Below are 21,808 nucleotides of genomic sequence, written 5' to 3'. Positions count from 1 at the left end.
ATCGTGAATTTACTAATCAACGAACCACCATTACAAGTCTTACCATCTTTAGCGAAACAGGTGGGTTTAAATGCAGCGATCGTGCTACAACAATTACACTTTCGATCTCTTATATCAAGCAACATTCGAGATGGGCACAAATGGGTGTACAAAACGTATGAGGAATGGAGAGACGAGGAGTTTCCATTTTGGTCTACCGATACAGTCAAGAGAGCTATGCACAAACTTGAAAGTGAAGGTTACGTAATTTCGACGTCAGCCTATAACCGCATGAAAATGGACAAGACCAAATGGTACAGAATCGACTACTCCAAGTGTTATCTAATGACGGTGCAAAATGCACCGTCCAACGATGCAGAAGACACCGATGGAGAGGTGCAAAATATACCGAGTGATGAGGGCAATATGCACCAAGCAATACCTAAAGAGATTAAGAGTATTAAGAATAATAATGTCGAGCTAGAGCTCAACATCGTATCTGACGTTATTGATTATCTAAATACAAAAGCGAATAAATACTTCAAAGCAACCTCATCTTCTGCAAAGAAGTTTATTAACGGCCGATTACGAGATGGATATGTTCTTGAAGATTTCAAACGTGTAATTGATGTAAAGGTGCAGCAGTGGTCAAAGAAGCCAGAAATGAATGCTTATTTAAGACCAAGTACACTTTTTAGTCCTACCAACTTTGAAAACTACTTGAACGAAAGCCCAAAGAGTATGTTACCGGGGACTACTGATAAACCAAATGTGTTTATTCCTAGCCCGCTGGATTTAGATTTTAGCAAAGGAGAAGAATTACAGTGACATTACAAACTGTTGAACTAAGTGTAGAACTTGCCGAAAAAAGTATTTTAGGAACAATGCTGAAAGAGAATTATTTAATCTCAGACAGTGGTATACATGCAGAATATTTTAATACACAGATTCACAAAAATATATTTCTTGGGATGCAAGAGTTAGTCTCTACAAACAAACCCGCTGATTATATTACCCTACTAACAGTTAAAGAGCCTAGCGAGCTTGGAGGAGCTAACTACTTACTTGATCTCATCAATTTTGAAAACACAGTGAAATTTGAGCAATACCAGAAGATCTTGTCGGACCATTGGAGAGAACAAAAGAAAAATAATATCTTGTTCCAAGCGCAGGCAGAGAATTGGGAGTTGCCAGCTATTCAAAAAGCACTTGATAACTTACAAAACCAACAGAATGTTTCAGGTGTCACAAGCGTAAAGGAAAAGCTCGTAAGCATGGCAGAGCGACCTTACGTTAAGTCGGTGTCACAAAAAGGTATAACCACCGGATTAAGAGACTTGGACAAAATGCTCAATGGGTTTCAACCCAGCGAGTTAACGATATTAGCGGCTCGTCCTTCCATGGGAAAAACAGATACAATGAATCATTTTGCACTTAGTGCAGGATGGGCAGGATATTTGCCAATTTTGTTCTCTTTAGAAATGAGCGAAGAAACGGAAATAGATAGGTTGATCGCATCCACTGGAAGTTATAGCAGGTTAAAAATGCGTGAACCGTTTGAGTACTTCACAGACGAGCAAAAGAAAAAATGGATTCCAACATTAACCAGATTAAGCCAAGCCAATATTGAGATTGATGATAGGGCAGGATTAACCGTTGCTGAAATTAGAGCAAAAGCAAGGCAACTTATAAAAGAAAATCCTAACCAAAAACCAATTATCTTTATCGATTACTTACAAATCATCCGTGGAGAAAACCCACGAGATAACCAAACGCAAATTGTTGGTCAAATTAGTTGGGATTTAAAGCAGATGGCAAAAGAATTTAAGTGCCCAGTAGTTTGTTTATCACAACTAAGCCGTGCTGTAGAGAGCAGGCAAGATAAGCGACCGATGATGTCTGATCTACGTGACTCAGGGAACATCGAACAGGATGCCGATGTTATTGCGTTTTTATACAGGGACGATTATTACGATAAAGAATCAGAGAATCAAAATTTACTTGAAATAAATATTGCAAAGCATCGAAACGGCCCGACTGGTGCAGTCATGGCAGCTTATATCAAAGAGACAGGAAGACTACTCAATATTGATTGGGGGCATCGACAAAAGTGATTACCGTTAAAGAACTATTTGAAGGTGCAGTCGAGTGTGATATGAAACTGGTTGCCCATACAGTTTTTTGGGCAATGTCCGAAAGGTTGGTCAGTTCTGAGGATGATTCAAATAAGCTCCATGACATTCCTTTGAACCAAGAGAAGATACAGGAACTCGCTAATAAAAATGTACTTGGAATCGAGCGTATTAAATTATTTGTTATCCGCACTAACACACCTAATTTATATTCTTTCTACTTTGCGGAAAATGCATTGGATGCAAATGCGTTACATCAAAATCTTTTTGGAGAACAGGGAGCGAGTATTTCAAACGGTGCACGTTTAATGCCAAAAAGAATGTTTTTTGAAACATCAAATGTGAGCATGAATTTCTTTGAATACCGTAAGCGCTTCGTGCAATATCCGGTTTACGTTGGACATGCCAGCGCAGGAGAAAATGTTTGCGTGCACTTGTCCCAGAAAGGGGTTGCGGTGTAGATGGAACTGAATGATTCAATAGATCGCGATCAAATCATATTCTCCATTACATTATTATCAAATTACTCAGAGGAGTATTTATTGAAACTAAGTGACAGTGAATTGTTAGAAACCTATGAAAGATTTAGAGACTAGGAGGAATTAGCATGTGCCCTAATTGTGCAGGCAAAGAAACATCCGAATTTGCGAAAAAAGGGAACTTGGACAGCAACTTATTACTAAATAAGTGTTGGGAATGTGATTGTGTATTTCTTTCCTTTGATTTTACATTCTTTTTTGAAACAGAAATGGTGGTGAGTGTCTAATGGGAAAACACAATAATCTATTTGTAATATGTGACAACTGCCGTCATCCACTTATCTTGTCGTTAGAAGTCGAAACCAAGCTATTACCAAAAACCCAAGTAATCCTTTGCCGTCATTGTAATCACGAAAACACAGATTTAGAAGAGTTGAAGCAATACGCAGTACGCTCCAGAGAATATGCTGGCAACTGACCAGTAGACACATAAGGCGTAATAAGGAGAGAAAAACATGAGCTTAGAAAACACTAAGATATATATTTCAGAGATACCTAAAGAATGGATCCGACGAGTTCGATCTGGACATAGAAACATCTGGAATGAGGGATCAACGAATCCTGAATTACCTGAAATGTCGCTATATCCACCAACTAATGGATTGTATGCGGAAAGATTTGAAGATGGTTGGTATTGGGTGTGTGGATGCAATAAATGTTTAGAAAATGGTGAGTGGTACTCATATATCGTTTGCGAGGAACATGACCGATGCATTACTTGTGGAACCCATAGAAAGGATCTTACCGATATACCTTGTGGACATCGTGAGGGTTTTCAGTGCAAACCTTGCCACGAAAGAGAACATGAAGAACGTAAGAAAGAAGCATTACGACTTGCGAAAGAAAATGGGCATGACGAATGGGACTGTTATCGTGAAGATAAAATTATATGCCCTGTTTGTGCAAGCGTTAATTCGAGTGATGATATACATGAATCGAGTGAAGACATGAAGTGTTATGTTTGCGATTCCAATTTCGCTGTTGAAGTGGATTATGAAACTAAGTACACAACCACTTTAAGTTAATACACAGTTCGTAGAAGGAGCGATTCAAATGGTTATTGAGTATAAAGGAAAACGTTACCCTGTTGTTGGTGAAAATGACACTCATTATATCTGTACAAAGCCATGGGAAGAAGATTTTGGATTTTCTTTTTCGATCCCAAAGAAAGAGTCGAAAATTATAAGATAGTTCGAATCAAAGGAGGAAATTAAATTGGATAAGGAATGCTATGTGAAAGTGCAGTCTGATTGGCTAAAGGGAGAATTTATAGGGATTTTTCAACACTCTGAGGTATTAAACCCTTCTCCAATAAGAGGCGGTCATAATGGTGGAACGATTGCATTTCCGATTGCGGTAGTGAGGTTAAATGAACAACTTAAAGAAGTGAAATTATCTGATATTACATTCAAATGTTAATTCAGAGTTCGTAAACAATGTGAAGAAGTGACAATATGAAAGGGTGTAGAAAATGAAACATTTTAATAAAGTAATAGTGGAATTAAATGGACAAGCGGAAGAATTTTGTCTGGCTACTAATAATGGTTGGGGTAAGGTCGTAGGTCATGCTGTCCGTATCGATAATTATCATTTTAGTGTTGTGGCGTTACAAGATTTTTTTAGAATATCTGAATTAGATTCTGGCGCAAAAATGATAGATATAAAAGTACCCACAAGTATTCAATCATACGATGAGGTAATGAATTTCATTAGTTTAGTGATTGTTCCGAAAGTAGTATCGTTAATTCACGAAGTAAATAAAAAAGAACCCGGGCGCTTTGAACGAGAGGTTGAACGATTGGTAAAACATGCACTTGAAACATGCGGAGTAAAACCACCGACTAAAAAAGTAATGTTATAGTCTAATATGTCTTTTAGGAGTACTGGTAGAAATGATGAAATTTTTCACACAAGAAGAAATTTATCTCATGATGGACCACGAAGTGCCAATAGAAACTGCTAAACAACGCATTCGTCAAGGCATGGATAGATATGAAGCTATGACGAAACCTTTGAAATGGACAAAAGGAAAACGCAAATAGACATAAAAAAAGACAAGATTTCTCCTGTCTCGACATTCAACATGAGAAGTATAACACAAGGAGGAGTCCTGTTGAAGGGGAAAATGGTTGCTAAAATAGAGAAAGTAGTTGCCGAAATAGATTTAAGAGAGAATGGCATCTATACAGTTAGAGATGGAAGATTAGAGAAAATCGAAAAACTGCCACATGGTTTTGGAAAAGTAACAATTGTAATCGAAAATGATAAACCTACGCGTTATGACACTCAATATTCAAAGCGCTTAGGATAATATAGCTTATCGGAAAGACCGAGAGCACTAGATGGACGTCATTAGACGTTTATTTAGTGCTCTTTTTGTAGTCAAAAAAGGGAGAGATTGGTATGAGAACGATTCAAACAGAGCTTGTAGAAAAAGGATATACAAAGCCAAATGGAAAGAAACACAATATTCCACGTAAAAAAACTAAAGAGAAGCTAACTGATCGAGACTGGAAAGAACTCATGGGTTGCAACAAAGATAGATTTGTTAGGGGCAAAGGTGGAGCCTTTAGAAGAAGATAAAAGGAAAGGCGGTGCATAAGAATTGAAAGAGTTATTGGTAGAATACAAACAAACTTTGAAAGAAACACGTTCGATGCTTAGCACATTAGAAAAGAAAATTAAGCTTGAAGAATCTATTGATAAATTCTCAGATGTATTGGTAGAACTGAAAGAAGATAAAAAAATCATTAATAGTTGGATTTCTAATCTCCAATACTCTATTCAATGGCTTAGCACTGGAAGACGACCAGGTTCGACAAGAGGAATCGAAAGAAGATCCGTTTACCAGAAAGAAATCTTAACGGATGCCACAGATATAGCAAAAATTATTGAAAGTGGCCAAGTGATCTACAGTGAGGATGAATCAATAGAGACTGACGAAGAGCAAGAGCATTTTAGTCAAGTTACAGATGCAGTATTAGGCGTACTAACTGATAAAGAACGTGAGATTTATAAAATGTCTATAAATGGCCTAGCACCATTCGAAATAGCTCAATACATGGAAATGCCATATAAAACAGTATACAAAGCTATTAATCGTTGTGAGAGAAAAATACAAAATGAGGACGTGAGCTTTTTATGATAGAAGTGGAACCAATTAAAGACCCAGATCAATTAGACAATCTATGTGAACATCTTAAAAGCAAAAATTATCGTAATTACGTTATGTTTATGATTGGGATGAACACAGGCCTTCGAATCTCTGACATTTTAAAATTAAAAGTATCTGATGTGCGTAACACTGAATTTATCATTACTACGGAAATTAAGACTGGCAAGAAAAAGAAAGTAATAATCAGTCTTCCCTTAAAAAAAGTACTTATTCCATTCATCGAGGGTAAAGCCGATAATGAGTATTTGATTAAAAGTAACAAGAAAACGAAGAAAGGTGCAGAGAAACCAATATCACGTCAGGCTGCATATATGATTATTCGTGATGCTGCAAGAGCAATCGGTTTTACTGGAAACGTAGGAACCCATACCATGCGTAAAACATTTGGATATCATTATTATAAAAAGTATAAGAACTTAGCAAGGCTTCAAAAGATATTCAATCATAGAGAAGAGCATATTACTTTAGTTTATATTGGCGTAGACCAAGAGACCATTGATAGAGAGATAAATAACTTATGGAATTAAAAATGCAAACATTGTGGATAACCTGTGGAGAGTGTGCTTGGGCATGCTCTTTTTTTATGCCTATAAACATATAGATTTTGTTTTAGCTGATTAAAATACCTTATTATTTTACTCTCATTCAGTAGTTGTAAATTATTTTTAAAAGAAATTAAGAAGCATTGATATAAAGGCATTTGTGAAGGATTTATTTATTTAACAATACTATAGATATGTTAAATTATTGAGGTTTGAAGAGAAGGGTGGGAGAACTTGCCACCTAATAGTGAGAAGTAAATTAAAAATCAATGATTAAGGAGTTGTTACGGTGATTAAGAAAACAGTAGATCGCGAGTATCCTTATGTAGTAACAAAATATAAAGTATTTGGGATTCTTGTTTATTCAAAATATGAATCGTATGGAGTGAGTAGATAGTGAGGACAGAAATCAGAAAGACTGCAGCTGGTGCAGAGTATTGGGACAGTGTTGAAAAGAGAACGGTACTTGTTCCTATCGGTAGCAAGCCTGACTTTGAAGTTACTGAGAATCCAACAACAATGCTTGTAGGTGTTGATATTGCTAAGGATAAAGATATGACGGTAGACAATACAGAAATTGTTTTAGATCAAATGAATGCAGAACAATTACGTAGCTTTGCCAAACAAAACAATATAGATATTCCATTCAATGTTAAAAAGACAGAGACTATTCTAAAGTACATCGAGGATGCGTTAGCTAATGGGATTGATGCTGAATGAAGTACTGTGACTTTAACGGATGTACAAGCAAGATAGAGCGTGGTCGCTATTGTGAAGATCATGGACGGTCTGATAAAGACAGGAAGAAAAAGAACATCTACCACAATACCAACAAGGCATTCTACAATTCGTCTGCATGGAAAAGTATGAGACAGTTCATCTATGAAAGAGAACGTGGATGTTGTCAGAGATGCGGTAAGTTCGTATTCGGTAAACAAGCACAGGTCCATCATATTGTTCCAGTGAAGAAAAACCATTTGTTGAAGCTAGAGCCAAGGAATCTAAAGCTATTGTGTCCACCGTGTCATAGCATCGAGGAGAACTTAGATGAAAAAGAAAATGTTTTTTCAAATTATTTTTCTTGAAGCCCCCCTATAAAAAATAAATTTTTTTTTATTTTGGGAAGACCGGTTACCAGTCCAATTTCTTTCGTTGGACAAAAAAATTTAAAAAGAAAGGGGGGTGTGTAAATTTGAGCACCAAAAAGCAACGGCAGCAAATGGTTGCAGAGAAAACAGAAGCCGAAAAAAACCGTATTTTAAAAATCATGCGTGATGCTGAAATTTACACACTTACTCTTGATCCACTGATTGAATCTTACTTAGACATTTTTGAAATTTATCAAACGATGTATATCCAGTGGAAAGAGAAAGGCTTCCCATCAACACAGCGTCATACTAACAAAGCTGGAGCAACTAATAATTCAAAACATCCACTGGCGCAACAAGTAGAAACTTGGGCAGATAAGAAAACAAAGGCTTTGGATTTGCTAGGACTTACGAATAAATCAAAAGGCCGTGTAGTAACTGGTGGCTCTTCTGTACGTCAGGATGAAGAGATGAAAAAACCTGCAGCAGTGGTTGATGAACTAACCGCACATCGTAACAAATGGCGTAAAACGTAGGTGGTGGACGTATGTGGTAATAGAACAAAACGTAAACTATGCTGATATTTACGCAAAAAAGGTAAGGAAAACTCCTAAGAAATATCCAAAAACCATAAGAGACATGGTGGACAGATATTATAAGTGGAAAAAGCGAAAAGATATTTGGTTCGATGTTGATCGTGCCAATGAAATGATGGACTGGGTTGAAACATTTGTCCGTCACACGAAAGGTAGTTTAGCAGGCCAACCATTTATCTTAGAAGACTGGGAAAAATTCGCGTATTCCAATATATATGGCTGGGTTCATAAAAATGAAGAGGGTAAGACTGTTCGTGTTATCCGTGAAGCATATATTCAGATTCCTAAAAAGAATGGTAAAACATTAGTTGCTGTTGGAGCATTAGGATATGCAATGTTTGGTGAAGGAGTTTTGGGTGCAGACTGCTACTGTTGTGCGAGTGATTTTAATCAAGCACAATATGCAGCTAAACCGTTTGCATCCACCATTTTGAACCATGATGCACTTATGAACGCATCTCAAATTTATAAGGGACCTAAAGGTTCTGTTTCCTCTGTTATTTATAACTATATTCACGATGAGTTAGCCTATCAAAATACATTTATCGTAATGTCCAAAAACATTTTATCGATTGAGGGTTCCAATCCTCATTTTGTATTAAATGATGAGTTACATGCTCAAGAGAACATGGATCAGTACGACAACTTTAAATCTGCCCAAATTTCGCGCGAAGAGCCTATTATGTTTAATATCTCTACTGCAGGTAAAGGTTCTTCCTCTGTTGGTATGCGGGTATATCGCGAAGCAAAAGAAGTTTTGAAGAAAGATGATAATGATTCAAGTTTCGTTATGATCTATGAACCAGACAAAGGTTACGACTGGACGGATAGAAAAGTTTGGGCAATGGTTAATCCGAACATTGGAATATCAGTAACAATGAGCGCTTTGGAAACTGAATTTATTTCAGCAGCAAGATCTGCACATAAAAAAGCTGAGTTCTTGTCAAAGCATTTGAATGTGTTCGTAAATGGAGCAGAAAACTTTTTTGAGCAAGATCAAGTGGAACATATTCTGGTAGATGATTTAGGGGACTTAACTGGTGAGACTTGTTATTTAGGACTGGATTTATCTAAGACTACCGATTTAACTTGCGTTAGTTTGAACTTCCCATTATTCAATGATGAAGGTCGAGCAATTTTAAAAGTGAAACAAATGTACTTCATCCCAAGTGACAATCTAGATTTTAGAGAAAAAGAGGATAACGTTCCTTATAGAGACTTGGCTGAAAAAGGATTTGTAACGTTTTGTGACGGGAAAATGATTGACCAAGATCAAGTACTTGATTACATCATCGAATGTATGAACAATTACGATGTCCAACAATTAAATTATGACCCGGCAATGTCTCAAAAACTCATTGAGAAATGTGAGAATTTAGGGCTTGAATGTCTGGTTGTAAATCAGTACCCGAATGTCATGAATGCAATGATAGATGATACAGAAAGGTTAGTATATGAGAGACGTTTATTTACCGATAATCCACTGTTTATTTACTGTGCATTGAATTTGGTTGTCGTAGAAAATATTAATGGAATGAAAGGGCCATCTAAACGTCAATCTAAGAAAAAGATTGATGGTTTTGTTGCGTATTTAGTAGCACATAAAGAGAGTATGATGCAGATGGATGACATTGACGAAAATAGTATGGATGACTTGATAAGTGAAATTTATAGATAATTGAGAGGCGGTGAGAAATTGGGTTTACGAGATCAATTTTCTAATTATTTATTAGCAAAAGCTGAAAAGCGTGGATGGACCTCTGACAATTTGAGCCGTTCGATTCGTTATAGTGGCCTATTTTTAAATGATGAAAATGTATTGGAATCTAGTGATGTATATGAATTGATGCAAGATATTAGTAACCAGATGATGTTATCGGAAATTATTGTAGAAGACGATGAAGGGAATGAAATAAAAAACCATCCAACGTTAAAAGTGTTGAGAGAACCAAACAATTATTTGACTGGCTCAGAGTTCATCAAATTAATGACTAACACATATTTACTCGACGGTGAAGTATTTCCAATACTAGATGTAAATGAACTTCATTTAGCAGCTAATATTCATTCTGAATTAGATGATAGATTGATAGAACATTTTAAAACTGGAGGTATCGAGATACCATCCTTCATGATTCGCCATATTAAAAATATGGGTACAAATCATCTAAGTGGTATCGGTTTAAAGCAACTCGGCAAAAACACTTTAGAGGGTGTTATGAATGCAGAAAAAGTGCTGACGGATAAATACAAAAAGGGAGGGCTTCTTGCATTCCTTTTAAAATTGGATGCCCATATTAATCCACAAAATGGGGCACAATCAAAACTTATTAAGGCAATATTAGATCAGCTAGAAGCAATAGATGAGAGCCGTAGTATTAAAATGATTCCTCTTGGTAAAGGGTATACGATTGATACAATGAAAAGTCCAATCGAGGACGAAAAGATTTTAGCCTATTTAAATGTGTACAAAAAAGACCTTGGTAAATTCTTAGGTATTAACGTTGATACATATACAGCATTAACCAAGAGCGATTTAGAAAAAGCAATGATGTATTTGCACAATAAAGCTGTTAAACCAATAATGAAAAACTTTGAGGACCATTTGAGTCTTCTTTTTTTTGGTTCAAAATCGAACAAGCGCATTAAATTCAAAATAAACATCCTTGATTTTGTTCCTTACAGCACAAAAACCAATATCGGTTACAACATTGTACGAACAGGAATTACTTCTCCAGACAATGTTGCAGAGATGTTGGGCTTCCCTAAGCAAAATACACCTGAAACACAAGCAATCTATATCTCAAACGATTTGTCTAAAATCGGAGAGAAAAAGGCTACTGATGATTCGTTGAAGGGAGGTGATGAAAATGACAAAGAAAAAGGAGACCAGAACATTTGACATCACCGGGCTTCAAACAAGAGACTCTTCAGAAAATGAAACGGTCCTAATTAGTGGATATGCAGCGGTCTTTAATTCGAAAACTAGTATAGGTTCATATTTTGAAGAAGTTATTGCACCGGGCGCATTCAGTAAGGCTATTTCAGAAAACGGAGATATACGGGCATTGTTCAATCACGATTGGAATAACGTACTTGGTCGCACAAAGAGCGGTACACTACGTCTCGAAGAAGATGAACGAGGTTTGAAATTTGAAGTTGAACTACCGAATACAACGGTAGCCCGGGATCTAGCGGAAAGTATGAGACGTGGGGATATTAATCAATGTTCATTTGGATTTTTCCCAACAGGAGAAGATTGGGACTATTCGGTTGAACCTGCAATGCGAACACTTAATGAAGTAGAGTTATTTGAAATATCGGTGGTGTCAATTCCTGCATATGAAGATACAGAAGTGTCATTGGTGCGTAGCAAAGAACTAGATAAAGAAATAGAAAAAAGAATGAAAATAATAAATCAAATAAAGGGAGTTTTGAAGGATGAATAAAAAACTACTATTAGCATTACAAAAACGTACTAACGCACGCTTAACAGAGCTACGTGGGCAGTTGGAAAGAAATGAAGTAAGAGCAGAAGATTTAGATGCGGTTCAAGCAGAGGTACAGGAATTAGCTGACCAAGCACAAGAGGTTGCTGATGCATTAGCTAACTTATCAGATGATGGCGATGAAGCAGGAGCAGATTCAGGCGATAGCGAAGACCGTAGTGACGATGATGAAGAGGGAGACGAAGACGGTGGAAGTGCAGATGATGACGATCCTGAAAAACGAAGTCGAACGAATGTAATAAATCCAGAAAAACGTACTGCCATCATGACATCCATAGCAAACGGTCTTTCTACGCGTGGTCACAAATCAACAAAATCAAAGGAAAAAGAAATTCGTTCTGCTTTTGCTAATTTTGTAGTGGGGAATATTTCAGAATCTGAAGCACGTTCTCTTGGTATTGAAGCAGGAAATGGCTCTGTTACTATTCCAGAAGTTATTGCAAGCGAAATTATTACCTATGCTCAAGAGGAAAATTTACTACGAAAATATGGTTCTACCCATCGTACAAAAGGGGAAGTTAAATACCCGGTATTAGTTAAGAAAGCAACTGCAAATGTTAGTAAGAAAGAACGTACAACTGACATACCTGAAACTGGAATTGAATTTGCTGAAATCTTACTTGATCCAGCAGAATTTGATGCTCTAGCAACAGTCACTAAAAAGTTAATTAAGATGTCTGGTGTAAATGTAGAGGAAATCGTTATTGAAGAGCTGAAAAAGGCTTACGTACGTAAAGAAACGAATTATATGTTTAACGGTGATGATTCAGGCAATGAAAATCCCGGAGCACTTTCCAAAAAAGCAGTGCAATTCTACGAAACAGAAACTGTTGATATCGAGGTGGCTGGTTACTCCCAAAAACTATATCAACAATTAGTTAAGTTAAAAGGTCAACCAGTAACAGAAGTGCTAAAAAAATCAATGTGGATTATTAACCGAGCAGCACTAACTGTTCTGGAAGGAATGACTGACACTACAGGAAAGCCGTTATTACATGAAGTATCTGACGGAGTAGGATATAAGCTTCTAGGCCATAAACTAGACTTCACGGATGCTGTTGATGGAGCTGATCCTACAAAACCTGTGTTTTATTTTGGCGATTTCAAAGCATTCCATATTCAAGACGTCATTGGAGCGATGGAATTACAAAAACTAATTGAAAAATTTTCAGGTACTAACAAAATTGGATTCCAAATTTATAACCTGTTGGATGGTCAACTAGTTTATTCTCCATTTGAACCTGCAGTTTATCGTTATGAAGTAGGAGCAACGGCACCAGTAGGGGGCTAATAAATGGATGACTTAACAACAAAACTTAAAAAACACCTACACATAGAAGAGGACATGGATGATTCCATGCTCTCTTTTTATTTGGAGCAGGCTAAAACATATGTGAAAGGTGCTACTGGTAAGCAAACAGAGTATTTAATTATTATGGTTGCTGGAGTTTTTTATGAATATCGTGTTTCTGAAAAAGAATTGCAAGAAGCATTAGATGCATTGACACCATTTTTTGTACAAGAGGTGTATTTTGATGCCTAAAAGACAATCTAATAGATTTAAACATCTAGTAGAAATCCATGGAAATAAGAAGTATATAAACGAATTAGAAGAGACCGCTTATAGATTCGAAAAAATTAAATCTATTTATGCGGAGATTGTACCGCAAACAGGATCTTTACAAAAGCAACAAGCGGATACGATCCTTACTAATGTAACCCATAAAATTGTTGTTCGTTACAGTGCTGGGAAAGATATTACAAAAGATATGCAAGTATTTTTCCGCGGGCATCGTTTCGAAATTAAATTTATTCTCAACCCGTATTTCAGAAACGAGACACTCGAAATATTTTGTCAGGAGTTGTTGAACTGATGGAATTTAACATAGAAGGCTTAACTGAATTTCAAAACGATTTATTAGAAGTTGCTCAAAAAAGACTTCCAAAAGAGAGTTTTAAAATAATGCGAAAAATAGGCAGTAAAGCAAGAACCGTAGTCGCCCGAGAAGCAAGAAGCAAGGTAAAAAAGAAATCTGGAAACTACCATAAAAAGTTTAAGCGAGGGAAAGTATTCAGAGATCAAGATGGTGATATTATTGTCCGTGTTTTCAACTCTTCCAATCATGCCCATTTAATTGAGGAAGGCCATAGAATGGTAACAAAAAGCGGGGATGAGGTTGGGTTTGTTCCAGGAAAGAAAGTTGTAGAACAGGGAATCCATAAATTTAATTCAAGTGGCGAGTATGAAAATATGCTTGCTGATTGGCTAGATGATTTGTTGGATAGTGGCAGATTATGATCACTTATATAGATATCAAAAAAACTCTTAACACCAGAATAAAGAAGAAATTCAACATTGAAGTTATTAGTAAAGACGTTACAGAAGGTTTTAACCGACCTTCTTTTTTTATTGGAATAGAAAATCCAATTCGTTCTGGTGACGAGAATCAAGTCCATAAATCCATGACTATACAAATTTATTATTTCCCAACAGACAGATATGAGTATGCGTTGGAAATCATGGACGTGCAGGAGCAGCTAGAAAATCTTTTCGACTTGAAATTGAAAGTAAAAGACAGGTATTTCAATATCGACGAAGCAAGAGCTAACACAACAGATGGTGTATTAAGCTTTGCTTTTGATATCGAATTTTATGACGGGCGTGAGTACGACGGCTTAGAAAATATTTTTGTTAATGAAGAGATTATCGGCAATGAGTCTTATGAAAAAGAAACAGGTAGGGACTTTTATGAGGACCATCCAATTGAGAAAATGGAATTCCTAGATATTGAAGAGGAGTGATAAGAATGGGTTTACCCGAAATTAACATAGAGTTTGTTGGCAAGGCGGTCACAGCGGTAAAGCGAAGCCAGTTGGGAATTGTTGCTCTTATTCTAAAGGACGATACGCAAACATTTGATACTGTTATCTATAAAAGTATTGAACAGGTAAAAGCAGAAGATTGGGCACCGAACAATCTAGATTATATTCAAAAAACATTTGCAGGAACGCCAAGCAAGATTATTATTGAACGCTTAAATGTGGGTGCAGTTGATTATAATGCAGCATTAACCCGATTAAATAATAAACGGTTTAACTATTTAGCAATTCCAGAAATCGAACAAGATGCTACTGCATTGATTTCTACATGGATAAAAACGAAGCGTGAAAATCAAAAGAAGACGTTCAAAGCAGTTCTTCCTAATGAAGCTGCAGATCATGAGGGCGTTATCAATTTTACAACTACCGGTATTAAGGTTGGAGAGAAAGAATATTCAACGGCAGAATACACAGGGCGAATTGCCGGTATTTTAGCTGGTTTACCATTTACGCGCTCAGCGACGTATTTTGAGTTGAACGAAGTAGATTCTATCACTGAAATAGAAGATCCAGACAAAGCGGTAGATGACGGTGAATTAATTCTAATCAATGACGGTGAAAATATTAAAATCGGTCGAGGGGTTAACAGTCTCACAACGACTACTGTTTCTAAAACGGAGGATTTCAAGTCAATTCGAGTGATGGAAGTACAAGACATGATGAAGGATGATATTCGCTCTACTTATGATAAAGAATACGTTGGTAAAGTGAATAACACCTATGACAATCAAGTTTTATTTATTCGTTCCGTTAATGCATACTGCAGTGGTCTTGCGGATGAAGAAATCTTAGATCCAAAATATGAAAATAAAATGACCATTAGTGTAAGAAAACAGAGATTAGCATGGGAAGCAATCGGAACAGATACATCCGAGTGGGATGACCAAAAAGTGAAGGAAATGTCTTTCAAGAAAAATGTTTTCTTGGCAGGTAACGTGAAAATTGTTGATGCAATGGAAGATTTAGATTTAGACATCGCAATCTAAAAGGAGGAATAACATGTCTAAAATACGGGGTAACAAGCAAATTAACGGCACATTCGGTTCTTTGTGGGTTAATGGCGAAAAGTGGATGGATATCGAATCTTTTGAAGCAAAAGTAACTATTAACTACGAAGACGTAAATATGTCGGAAGATTTGGCAACACACAAAAAAATGACAGGTTGGTCAGGGGAAGGTTCCATGACAGTTAAGAAGGTTTACAGTCGCGGTGCCAATCTAATGGCTAATGCAGTCAAAACAGGTATTCTTCCTGATATTAACTTGGTAGGGAAGCTTGCTGATCCAGATGCATTTGGTGCAGAACGAGTAGATATTCGAGAAGTAACATTTAACGAATTTATGTTAATGAAATTCGAGCAAAAAACAAAAATGACGGAAGACCTTCCATTCAATTTTGCAGATTATGATCCAATTGATTTAATTTCAGCATAAGAAAAGGAGAAAATTATATGTCAAACCAAACAACAAAACTTACTCTGACAGATTTAATCGAAAAAAAGGAACAAATTCAACCGAAGCAAAATATTACACAAGAACTATTGATAGATCGCTTAGGAGCAACAATTACCATTAGAAGAGCTGAAAGATCACTTGTATTAGATACTATCGACTTAGCGAAAGATCAAGATAGTGACGATAAGTCAGATGAATTCTTTGTATATAATATTGTTAGTGAGCCGAACTTAAAAGATCCTGAATTGCATAAAGCATATGGTTGTGTTGAACCTACCGATATCGTTTCTAAAGTATTTGAATACGGAGAAATTGCCACTATTGCACAAGAAGGAATGAAGTTAGCTGGATACAAAAAAGGCGTAACAGTGGTGCAAGAACTAAAAAACTAATAAAAAGTGATGGAGATTTTAATTTTCTTCATCACTATTTACAAAAGGGTGAAAGGCTAGATTATTTGTTGAATTTACCTACATCCACAGAGTTATTTATGATAGCTAGCATGGAAGTATATTTAGAAGAGGAGAAAGCTAAGTGGGGAACTACTTAGTTTTCTCTTTTTTTATAAGGCGGTGAGAAGAAATGGCAAATGGCCGCGTAATATCTGCCGTATTGAGACTGAGAGATCAAAACTTTGGTAGTGGTATGGATGAAGCTGCACGAAATGCTAGAGATCTTGGCAGAAAGGTGCAGCATACGGGAAACACCGTAAAACAATTTAGTAAATCTGCAGTATCTGGCTTCGCAACGGTCGCAAAAGGTGCACTTGGAGTGGCAGCAGCATTTGCTGGGATTGCTTCTCTTAATGAGGTTGGAAGTGCAATTATAGAAACAGAAGACGCGTTTAATAGATTATCAGCAAAAACGGGCGTTGTTGGAGATGATTTACAGGGTTTAAAAGGAATTGCTAATGAAGTTTTTAAAACTGGATTTGGAGATAGTTTAACCACAGTTACAAATGACCTCGGTACTCTAAAGGCAATGTTTAAAGGTTTAAATGACAACGAATTAACCGATTTAGCAATGGGCGCTAATACAATAGGAGATTTATGGGGAGCAGAGGTCACAGAGGTTGGTACGGTCGTTAAAAATATGACCTCTAATTTCAAAGGGTTATCCCAAACAGATGCACTTGATTTGATAACTGTTGGATTCCAAAAGACTGGTGACTACTCAAACGACTTGCTAGACACAATGAAAGAATACTCTCCATTGTTCGCTAAACTAGGTCTAGACGCTAAAGATTCGATGGGACTTTTAATTAAAGGTGCTGAAGCTGGCGCATGGAACATGGATAAGGTCGGAGATGCGGTAAAAGAATTTGGAATTAGAGGTATGGACGGTTCCAAGTCAAGTGCTGAAGGATTTGCGCTCATTGGATTAAATGCAAAAGAGATGACTAGTAAGATTGCTGAGGGTGGAGATACAGCTCAGAGTGCATTTGCTGCAACTCTTGCTGGATTATCCACTATGAAAGATAAGGTTAAACAAAATCAAGCGGGTGTCGCATTGTTTGGAACGCAATGGGAAGATGTTCGAGAAGATGTAATCTTGTCTATGCAAGATAGCGCCGAAGCGGTCGTAGGATTTGAAGGAGCAACCAAGAAAGCGGAAGAAACCATGCACAAAGGTTTTGGAGCAAGAATGACCAGTTTGTGGCGTGGAGTAAAAACAAGCGTTACAAATGCATTTGATACGCCAGTAGCTCAACAATTTATGGACAAAATCGCTACCCAGTCAGAAAGAATTGGACCTATATTTGAAGATATTGTAGAAAGTGCAGTCGGTGTTGCTACAGCTGTTCAAAGTCACTGGCCGCAAATTTCCTCAACATTGAGTACAGTTAAAGGTTATTTAACAGAGGTGAAAGATGGAGCTACAGAAGTATATAACTTTGTATCAGGTAATTGGTCATCAATTTCTCCTGTAGTCGCTGGTGTAGCAGCATCCATTTTAGCATTTAAAGTTGGCGTTGTTGCCGTTTCTACTGCAACAAAAGTATGGGCAGGAGTAACAACAGCAGCATCGATCGCTACAGGAATACTAAATGGTACATTAGCCATTTCCCCGTTAGGATGGGTTGCGCTTGCTATCGGTGCTGTAGTAGCTGCAGGCGTTCTTTTGTGGCAAAACTGGGACACAGTAAAAGAAAAAGCCCAGCAACTTTGGGACAAAACCATCGCAGTAGGTGGGGGCATAAAACAAGGCTTTTCGGATGCTTTTTCAGCAGTTAAGTCTGCAGCTGGAGACAGTTTAAATTTCGTTATCGATAAAGTTAACGGGGTTATTGGTCTTATAAACAAAATTCCGGGAGTCAAAATTGACAAAGTAGGTAACGTAGATTGGGGAGATACCGCTAAATCCAGTATCCCTCAATACGCTAAGGGTACAAGTTACGCACCGGGAGGACTTGCTCAAATAAATGAACGTGGCGGGGAAATAGTAGATTTACCTAATGGATCTCGCGTTTATCCTCATGACAAGTCTGTTCAGATGGCCAGAAATGAAGGAAAAGCAAATAATATAAACATCAATATTAATGGGGTAAACAAATCAACACAAGAGATCATCAATGAACTAGTACCACAATTAAAGTTAAGATTAGAAAACATGTAGGGGGTTGGATGAATGGACATATTTTTAAGTATTAATAATCGCGAACAAATAGTCCAACTCCCTATTGTTCCAGCAGAATTTAAAGTGGCTAGTCCTGTTAATCATGAAACCTATACAACAATTAGCCAAGGGGATATAAAACTAATTGGTCAACGTGGTTTAAAATCGCTTGTTATAGACACTTTCTTCCCTTCTAAAGTATATCCTTTTAACCGAGATAACACTTACAAAGGATGGGAGTATGTAGAAATATTTGAGTCTTGGATTGATAGAAGGTTGCCTGTTCGTTTGGTTGCTACTAATACACCTATTAATATGTTAATGACAATTGATAACTTTGAGTATGGTTTACAAGATGGTTCCGGGGATGTTTATTACTCCATGCAGTTATCACACTTTAGAGAAATCATTCTCCAAACAAGGATGGTGTAGAACGTGGCTCATGAATTGTGGCTGGTCAAAGGTGCAACAATGACGAATATAACACCGTTGATTGGGACTCTTACTTGGCGAAGTAATAAGGAAGAATTGGGCGATGAAGTCAGCTTCGATATCGCATTTAACGATACTCGACACTTTCCGAATAATCCATGCCATTTAGGGGATTTAGTCATTTTAAAAAATGGTGATGAAATCACACGGGTTATATTGGTGGATGAAAATAAAGCAGGTAGAAGTCCCATTGCATATAGTGGTTTTGATTATGCCTTTTATCTAAATAAATCTGATATAGTTATTCAATTTAATAAAGTTCCTGCAGATCAAGCAATTAGAAAAGTATTAGCGAAGTTCAATGTTCCAATCGGAAATATCGTTTCAATGCCTACTAAAATTGATAAAATATTCAACAATGAAAAACCAAGTGAAATTATCAAAAAAATCATTGAAATAGTCGAACAAGCTACAGGAAAAAAGTATTTAATGGAAATGCGTCAAGGGAAAATGTACATCCAAAAACAAACGGATCTAATCATTAAAGGTACGTTTAGACTTTATGAAAATGGACCTGAACATGATGTGACCTCTGCTATTTCTAATCCGAGCAGAAAACGCAGCATAACGAACATGGTAAACTCCATCATAGTCGTTGGAAACGATGACAAAGTAGTGTTGGAGAAATCTGATACAACGATGATGAATAAATATGGTAAATTACAAAAGGTCATTACGCTAGATCAAAATGAAAAATTAAGTGCTGCACAAGTCGCACAAAACGAATTAAAGGCTTTATCAAGGGTTTTAGAAGAAACAAGTATTGAATTAATTGGCGATGATAACGTGCGCGCAGGTAGACTGTTTGAAATAAAAGAACCAGTCACAGGAATTGTAGGTACTTATTTGATTAAGGACGTTACTCATTCTATTGCTGGTGGTATTCACAAGATGGACCTGAATTTGGAGGCGATATAATTGGCTGAGGACCAATTAACAGAATTTGCACGGTTATTCAAGCAACGCGATAATAAACCACCGGGATCTATGACCACCGGGATTGTTATGTCACCACCTCCAGAAGCGGAAATTCATTTAAACGATGGGACTTTTTTATTCAATCGTCATTTAATCTGGTCAGCTCATATGTTGGAAAAATATCAACGTGAATTAGAATTAGAAGGGCAGATTAAGTTTGCTGATTCGAATTGCGGTACTACTGAAAGTGGCGGTGCTGTTATATCAATTGGCATCGATACGTCCTACGAAGCTAAAAACGTTAAAATCACGATGAAAGATACAATTAAAAAAGGCGAAGAAGTAATTATTATGCCTGTAGTAGACAACCAGTTATACTACGTAATTGACAAGGCGGTGAGATTTGAATAATGCTGCCTAAAATAACCGAATTAGAAATTAACACACAACAAACACCTCAAGACTTGCCACCTATCGGTAAGTCTTTTTTATATGACTTTGGCAAAGGTGATTTTGTACGCAGGAATGGAAAACTAGTAGAGATACGCGGCTTAGCTGTTTTAAAGCAATGGATTATGAAGGTTTTAAAAACGGAACGATTCCGATTCAGGATTTATGATGGTATTGATTATGGTGTGACATTAGAAGATCTAATAGGCTCCAATCTTCCGCGTGCCTTTATAGAAGCTGAAATTAAGCGAGAAGTAACCGCATCATTACTAAAGCATACACACATTCAATCTATTAGTAATTGGACTTTCGAGCGTGATGGCAAAAGGATGCATATTAAATTTCACGTCATTACGGTTGAAGGAGCATTTGATATGGAGGTGGATAGATAGTTGGAAACCACAAAAGAAATTCACGATCGCATGATTAACAACATTAGCGATGACTTCGATAAAAGTACAGGAGAATTTATCTGGGATGTTACGAATGCAGGTGCAAAGGAATTTGAAAAGCAACAGAAGGAAATACAGGTAGTAGAAAGTAAAATGGATATAGAAAATCTTAGCGGTGATGATCTCTCCCGTTTTGTTTATCAGCGCACAGGCATTAAACGGAAGCTAGCAACCAAAGCCGTGACAACAGTTCTTATTTCTGGTTCAGAAGGTGCTACCATTTCTGCAGGCGATTTAGTTGGCACAGATACATTAAACTTTGTTGTATTGGAGGATGCGGTAATCCCTTCTTCTGGTCAAGTCATTGTGTTTGTTTCCAGTGAACTATACGGAAATGTAGGTAATGTCCCAGCACATTCTATCAATCGCTTTCCCATCACCATAACCGGGTTAGTAGATGTTTATAATCCTGAACAAGTAACAAACGGGTACGAAGCCGAGTCAGATTCAGAATTGAGAGGTCGTTATTATGACAAACTTCAACGTCCCGGTAAAGCAGGTAACATATATCATTATGAAGAATGGGCAAAAGAAGTGGTTGGGGTAGGAGGAGCTAGATGTTTCCCGTTATGGAATGGTCCACTTACTGTTAAAGTAGTCATTATCGACAGTAACAAGCAACCTGCAAGCGAGGAATTAGTACAGAATGTATTTGATTATATTGAAAGTCAAAGACCATTTGGCGCAATTTTAACAGTTGTAAGCGCCATAGGGAAACCTATTGATGTTACGGTCACATTAAGTCTAGTAAATGGATATACCGAAGATGCTGCAGAAGAAAATATTAAAGCAAATTTGGAGTCTTACCTGAAAGAGCTTGCTTTTAGTTCAAGTTCCGTCTCCTATGCAAAGACAGGCAGCCACATTCTCGATTCCGAAGGAGTGCTAGATTATCAAAATTTGCTCGTTAATAATGGCACTGCAAATATATCTATTGGAGAAGATGAAATTGCGATAGTCGGAAATATCAGTAGTATCTAAGGTT

At 37.0% G+C, this 21,808-nt stretch carries 33 protein-coding genes; all 33 read left to right on the top strand.

Annotated elements, in window-relative coordinates; all coding sequences use genetic code 11:
* Nucleotides 1-3 precede the first annotated feature (3 nt).
* The 33 genes from ACIP9W_RS16475 (at nt 4) to ACIP9W_RS16315 (ending at nt 21,804) form a co-directional block, all read left to right on the top strand.
* On the top strand, nt 4-807 hold the full coding sequence (locus ACIP9W_RS16475; protein ID WP_400791576.1) for a conserved phage C-terminal domain-containing protein: 804 nt from the start codon (nt 4-6) through the stop codon (nt 805-807).
* Entirely contained in the window at nt 804-2,093 is a 1,290-nt protein-coding gene (locus ACIP9W_RS16470) for a replicative DNA helicase (protein ID WP_400791573.1), read from the top strand. Before ACIP9W_RS16475 ends, ACIP9W_RS16470 begins: the two co-directional genes overlap by 4 nt.
* Entirely contained in the window at nt 2,090-2,572 is a 483-nt protein-coding gene (locus tag ACIP9W_RS16465; protein WP_400791571.1) for a hypothetical protein, read from the top strand. Before ACIP9W_RS16470 ends, ACIP9W_RS16465 begins: the two co-directional genes overlap by 4 nt.
* Nucleotides 2,573-2,707: a hypothetical protein gene (locus ACIP9W_RS16460; RefSeq protein WP_400791568.1), complete on the top strand. Its 135-nt coding sequence runs from the start codon at nt 2,573-2,575 to the stop codon at nt 2,705-2,707. It abuts the gene before it with no gap.
* A 398-nt stretch (nt 2,708-3,105) separates the two neighbouring features.
* Nucleotides 3,106-3,675: a hypothetical protein gene (locus ACIP9W_RS16455; RefSeq protein WP_400791565.1), complete on the top strand. Its 570-nt coding sequence runs from the start codon at nt 3,106-3,108 to the stop codon at nt 3,673-3,675.
* 28 nt (nt 3,676-3,703) lie between these two features.
* Nucleotides 3,704-3,841 (top strand): hypothetical protein, encoded by a 138-nt coding sequence (locus tag ACIP9W_RS16450; protein WP_400791563.1) that lies wholly within the window; start codon nt 3,704-3,706, stop codon nt 3,839-3,841.
* Nucleotides 3,842-3,865: 24 nt separating this feature from the next.
* Entirely contained in the window at nt 3,866-4,069 is a 204-nt protein-coding gene (locus ACIP9W_RS16445; protein WP_400791560.1) for a hypothetical protein, read from the top strand.
* A 52-nt stretch (nt 4,070-4,121) separates the two neighbouring features.
* Nucleotides 4,122-4,511 carry a hypothetical protein gene (locus ACIP9W_RS16440; protein ID WP_400791558.1) on the top strand — a complete coding sequence of 130 codons (390 nt, stop codon included), beginning with the start codon at nt 4,122-4,124 and terminating at the stop codon, nt 4,509-4,511.
* A 31-nt stretch (nt 4,512-4,542) separates the two neighbouring features.
* Entirely contained in the window at nt 4,543-4,692 is a 150-nt protein-coding gene (locus tag ACIP9W_RS16435; protein WP_400791555.1) for a hypothetical protein, read from the top strand.
* A gap of 71 nt (nt 4,693-4,763) precedes the next feature.
* Nucleotides 4,764-4,961 carry a hypothetical protein gene (locus ACIP9W_RS16430; RefSeq protein ID WP_400791553.1) on the top strand — a complete coding sequence of 66 codons (198 nt, stop codon included), beginning with the start codon at nt 4,764-4,766 and terminating at the stop codon, nt 4,959-4,961.
* A gap of 92 nt (nt 4,962-5,053) precedes the next feature.
* Entirely contained in the window at nt 5,054-5,233 is a 180-nt protein-coding gene (locus ACIP9W_RS16425; RefSeq protein ID WP_400791551.1) for a hypothetical protein, read from the top strand.
* Between the two features lie 22 nt (nt 5,234-5,255).
* Complete coding sequence (locus ACIP9W_RS16420; RefSeq protein WP_400791548.1) at nt 5,256-5,795, top strand: hypothetical protein; 540 nt, start codon at nt 5,256-5,258, stop codon at nt 5,793-5,795.
* A complete protein-coding gene (locus ACIP9W_RS16415) occupies nt 5,792-6,352 on the top strand; it encodes a tyrosine-type recombinase/integrase (RefSeq protein WP_400791545.1) in 561 nt (186 codons plus the stop codon). Before ACIP9W_RS16420 ends, ACIP9W_RS16415 begins: the two co-directional genes overlap by 4 nt.
* A gap of 411 nt (nt 6,353-6,763) precedes the next feature.
* Entirely contained in the window at nt 6,764-7,087 is a 324-nt protein-coding gene (locus ACIP9W_RS16410; RefSeq protein WP_400791542.1) for a hypothetical protein, read from the top strand.
* Nucleotides 7,084-7,452 (top strand): HNH endonuclease, encoded by a 369-nt coding sequence (locus ACIP9W_RS16405; RefSeq protein WP_400791539.1) that lies wholly within the window; start codon nt 7,084-7,086, stop codon nt 7,450-7,452. Before ACIP9W_RS16410 ends, ACIP9W_RS16405 begins: the two co-directional genes overlap by 4 nt.
* A gap of 107 nt (nt 7,453-7,559) precedes the next feature.
* Nucleotides 7,560-7,991 carry a P27 family phage terminase small subunit gene (locus ACIP9W_RS16400; protein WP_400791536.1) on the top strand — a complete coding sequence of 144 codons (432 nt, stop codon included), beginning with the start codon at nt 7,560-7,562 and terminating at the stop codon, nt 7,989-7,991.
* 103 nt (nt 7,992-8,094) lie between these two features.
* Entirely contained in the window at nt 8,095-9,729 is a 1,635-nt protein-coding gene (locus ACIP9W_RS16395; protein WP_400791767.1) for a terminase large subunit, read from the top strand.
* 18 nt (nt 9,730-9,747) lie between these two features.
* Nucleotides 9,748-10,953, top strand: coding sequence for a phage portal protein (locus tag ACIP9W_RS16390; RefSeq protein WP_400791533.1), 1,206 nt, complete (start codon nt 9,748-9,750; stop codon nt 10,951-10,953).
* Nucleotides 10,922-11,500, top strand: a complete 579-nt coding sequence (locus ACIP9W_RS16385; RefSeq protein WP_400791530.1) for an HK97 family phage prohead protease — start codon at nt 10,922-10,924, stop codon at nt 11,498-11,500. The genes ACIP9W_RS16390 and ACIP9W_RS16385 overlap by 32 nt, the downstream gene beginning before the upstream one ends.
* The gene (locus ACIP9W_RS16380) at nt 11,493-12,851 is read left to right on the top strand and encodes a phage major capsid protein (protein ID WP_400791527.1); all 1,359 of its coding nucleotides are present in this window, start codon (nt 11,493-11,495) and stop codon (nt 12,849-12,851) included. Before ACIP9W_RS16385 ends, ACIP9W_RS16380 begins: the two co-directional genes overlap by 8 nt.
* 3 nt (nt 12,852-12,854) lie before the next feature.
* A complete protein-coding gene (locus ACIP9W_RS16375) occupies nt 12,855-13,103 on the top strand; it encodes a head-tail connector protein (RefSeq protein WP_400791524.1) in 249 nt (82 codons plus the stop codon).
* Nucleotides 13,096-13,434, top strand: a complete 339-nt coding sequence (locus tag ACIP9W_RS16370; protein WP_400791522.1) for a phage head closure protein — start codon at nt 13,096-13,098, stop codon at nt 13,432-13,434. The genes ACIP9W_RS16375 and ACIP9W_RS16370 overlap by 8 nt, the downstream gene beginning before the upstream one ends.
* Nucleotides 13,434-13,859 carry an HK97 gp10 family phage protein gene (locus ACIP9W_RS16365; RefSeq protein WP_400791520.1) on the top strand — a complete coding sequence of 142 codons (426 nt, stop codon included), beginning with the start codon at nt 13,434-13,436 and terminating at the stop codon, nt 13,857-13,859. Before ACIP9W_RS16370 ends, ACIP9W_RS16365 begins: the two co-directional genes overlap by 1 nt.
* Nucleotides 13,856-14,362, top strand: coding sequence for a phage tail terminator family protein (locus ACIP9W_RS16360; protein ID WP_400791517.1), 507 nt, complete (start codon nt 13,856-13,858; stop codon nt 14,360-14,362). The genes ACIP9W_RS16365 and ACIP9W_RS16360 overlap by 4 nt, the downstream gene beginning before the upstream one ends.
* A gap of 5 nt (nt 14,363-14,367) precedes the next feature.
* Nucleotides 14,368-15,426, top strand: coding sequence for a phage tail sheath subtilisin-like domain-containing protein (locus ACIP9W_RS16355; protein ID WP_400791514.1), 1,059 nt, complete (start codon nt 14,368-14,370; stop codon nt 15,424-15,426).
* Nucleotides 15,427-15,439: 13 nt separating this feature from the next.
* On the top strand, nt 15,440-15,874 hold the full coding sequence (locus tag ACIP9W_RS16350) for a phage tail tube protein (RefSeq protein WP_400791511.1): 435 nt from the start codon (nt 15,440-15,442) through the stop codon (nt 15,872-15,874).
* 17 nt (nt 15,875-15,891) lie between these two features.
* Nucleotides 15,892-16,287, top strand: a complete 396-nt coding sequence (locus ACIP9W_RS16345) for a phage tail assembly chaperone (protein ID WP_400791509.1) — start codon at nt 15,892-15,894, stop codon at nt 16,285-16,287.
* Nucleotides 16,288-16,477: 190 nt separating this feature from the next.
* The gene (locus ACIP9W_RS16340; RefSeq protein ID WP_400791506.1) at nt 16,478-18,511 is read left to right on the top strand and encodes a phage tail tape measure protein; all 2,034 of its coding nucleotides are present in this window, start codon (nt 16,478-16,480) and stop codon (nt 18,509-18,511) included.
* Nucleotides 18,512-18,523: 12 nt separating this feature from the next.
* On the top strand, nt 18,524-18,943 hold the full coding sequence (locus tag ACIP9W_RS16335) for a hypothetical protein (RefSeq protein WP_400791504.1): 420 nt from the start codon (nt 18,524-18,526) through the stop codon (nt 18,941-18,943).
* A gap of 3 nt (nt 18,944-18,946) precedes the next feature.
* Entirely contained in the window at nt 18,947-19,921 is a 975-nt protein-coding gene (locus ACIP9W_RS16330) for an XkdQ/YqbQ family protein (protein WP_400791502.1), read from the top strand.
* Complete coding sequence (locus ACIP9W_RS16325) at nt 19,922-20,332, top strand: DUF2577 family protein (RefSeq protein WP_400791500.1); 411 nt, start codon at nt 19,922-19,924, stop codon at nt 20,330-20,332.
* On the top strand, nt 20,332-20,763 hold the full coding sequence (locus ACIP9W_RS16320) for a DUF2634 domain-containing protein (protein ID WP_400791497.1): 432 nt from the start codon (nt 20,332-20,334) through the stop codon (nt 20,761-20,763). The genes ACIP9W_RS16325 and ACIP9W_RS16320 overlap by 1 nt, the downstream gene beginning before the upstream one ends.
* Nucleotides 20,764-21,804, top strand: coding sequence for a baseplate J/gp47 family protein (locus ACIP9W_RS16315; protein WP_400791495.1), 1,041 nt, complete (start codon nt 20,764-20,766; stop codon nt 21,802-21,804).
* Nucleotides 21,805-21,808 lie beyond the last annotated feature (4 nt).

The organism is Psychrobacillus sp. NPDC093180, assembly GCF_044754065.1.
Classification (GTDB): domain Bacteria; phylum Bacillota; class Bacilli; order Bacillales_A; family Planococcaceae; genus Psychrobacillus.
Note: the sequence above shows the minus strand (reverse complement) of the source record. Positions and strands in the feature narration are given on the sequence as shown.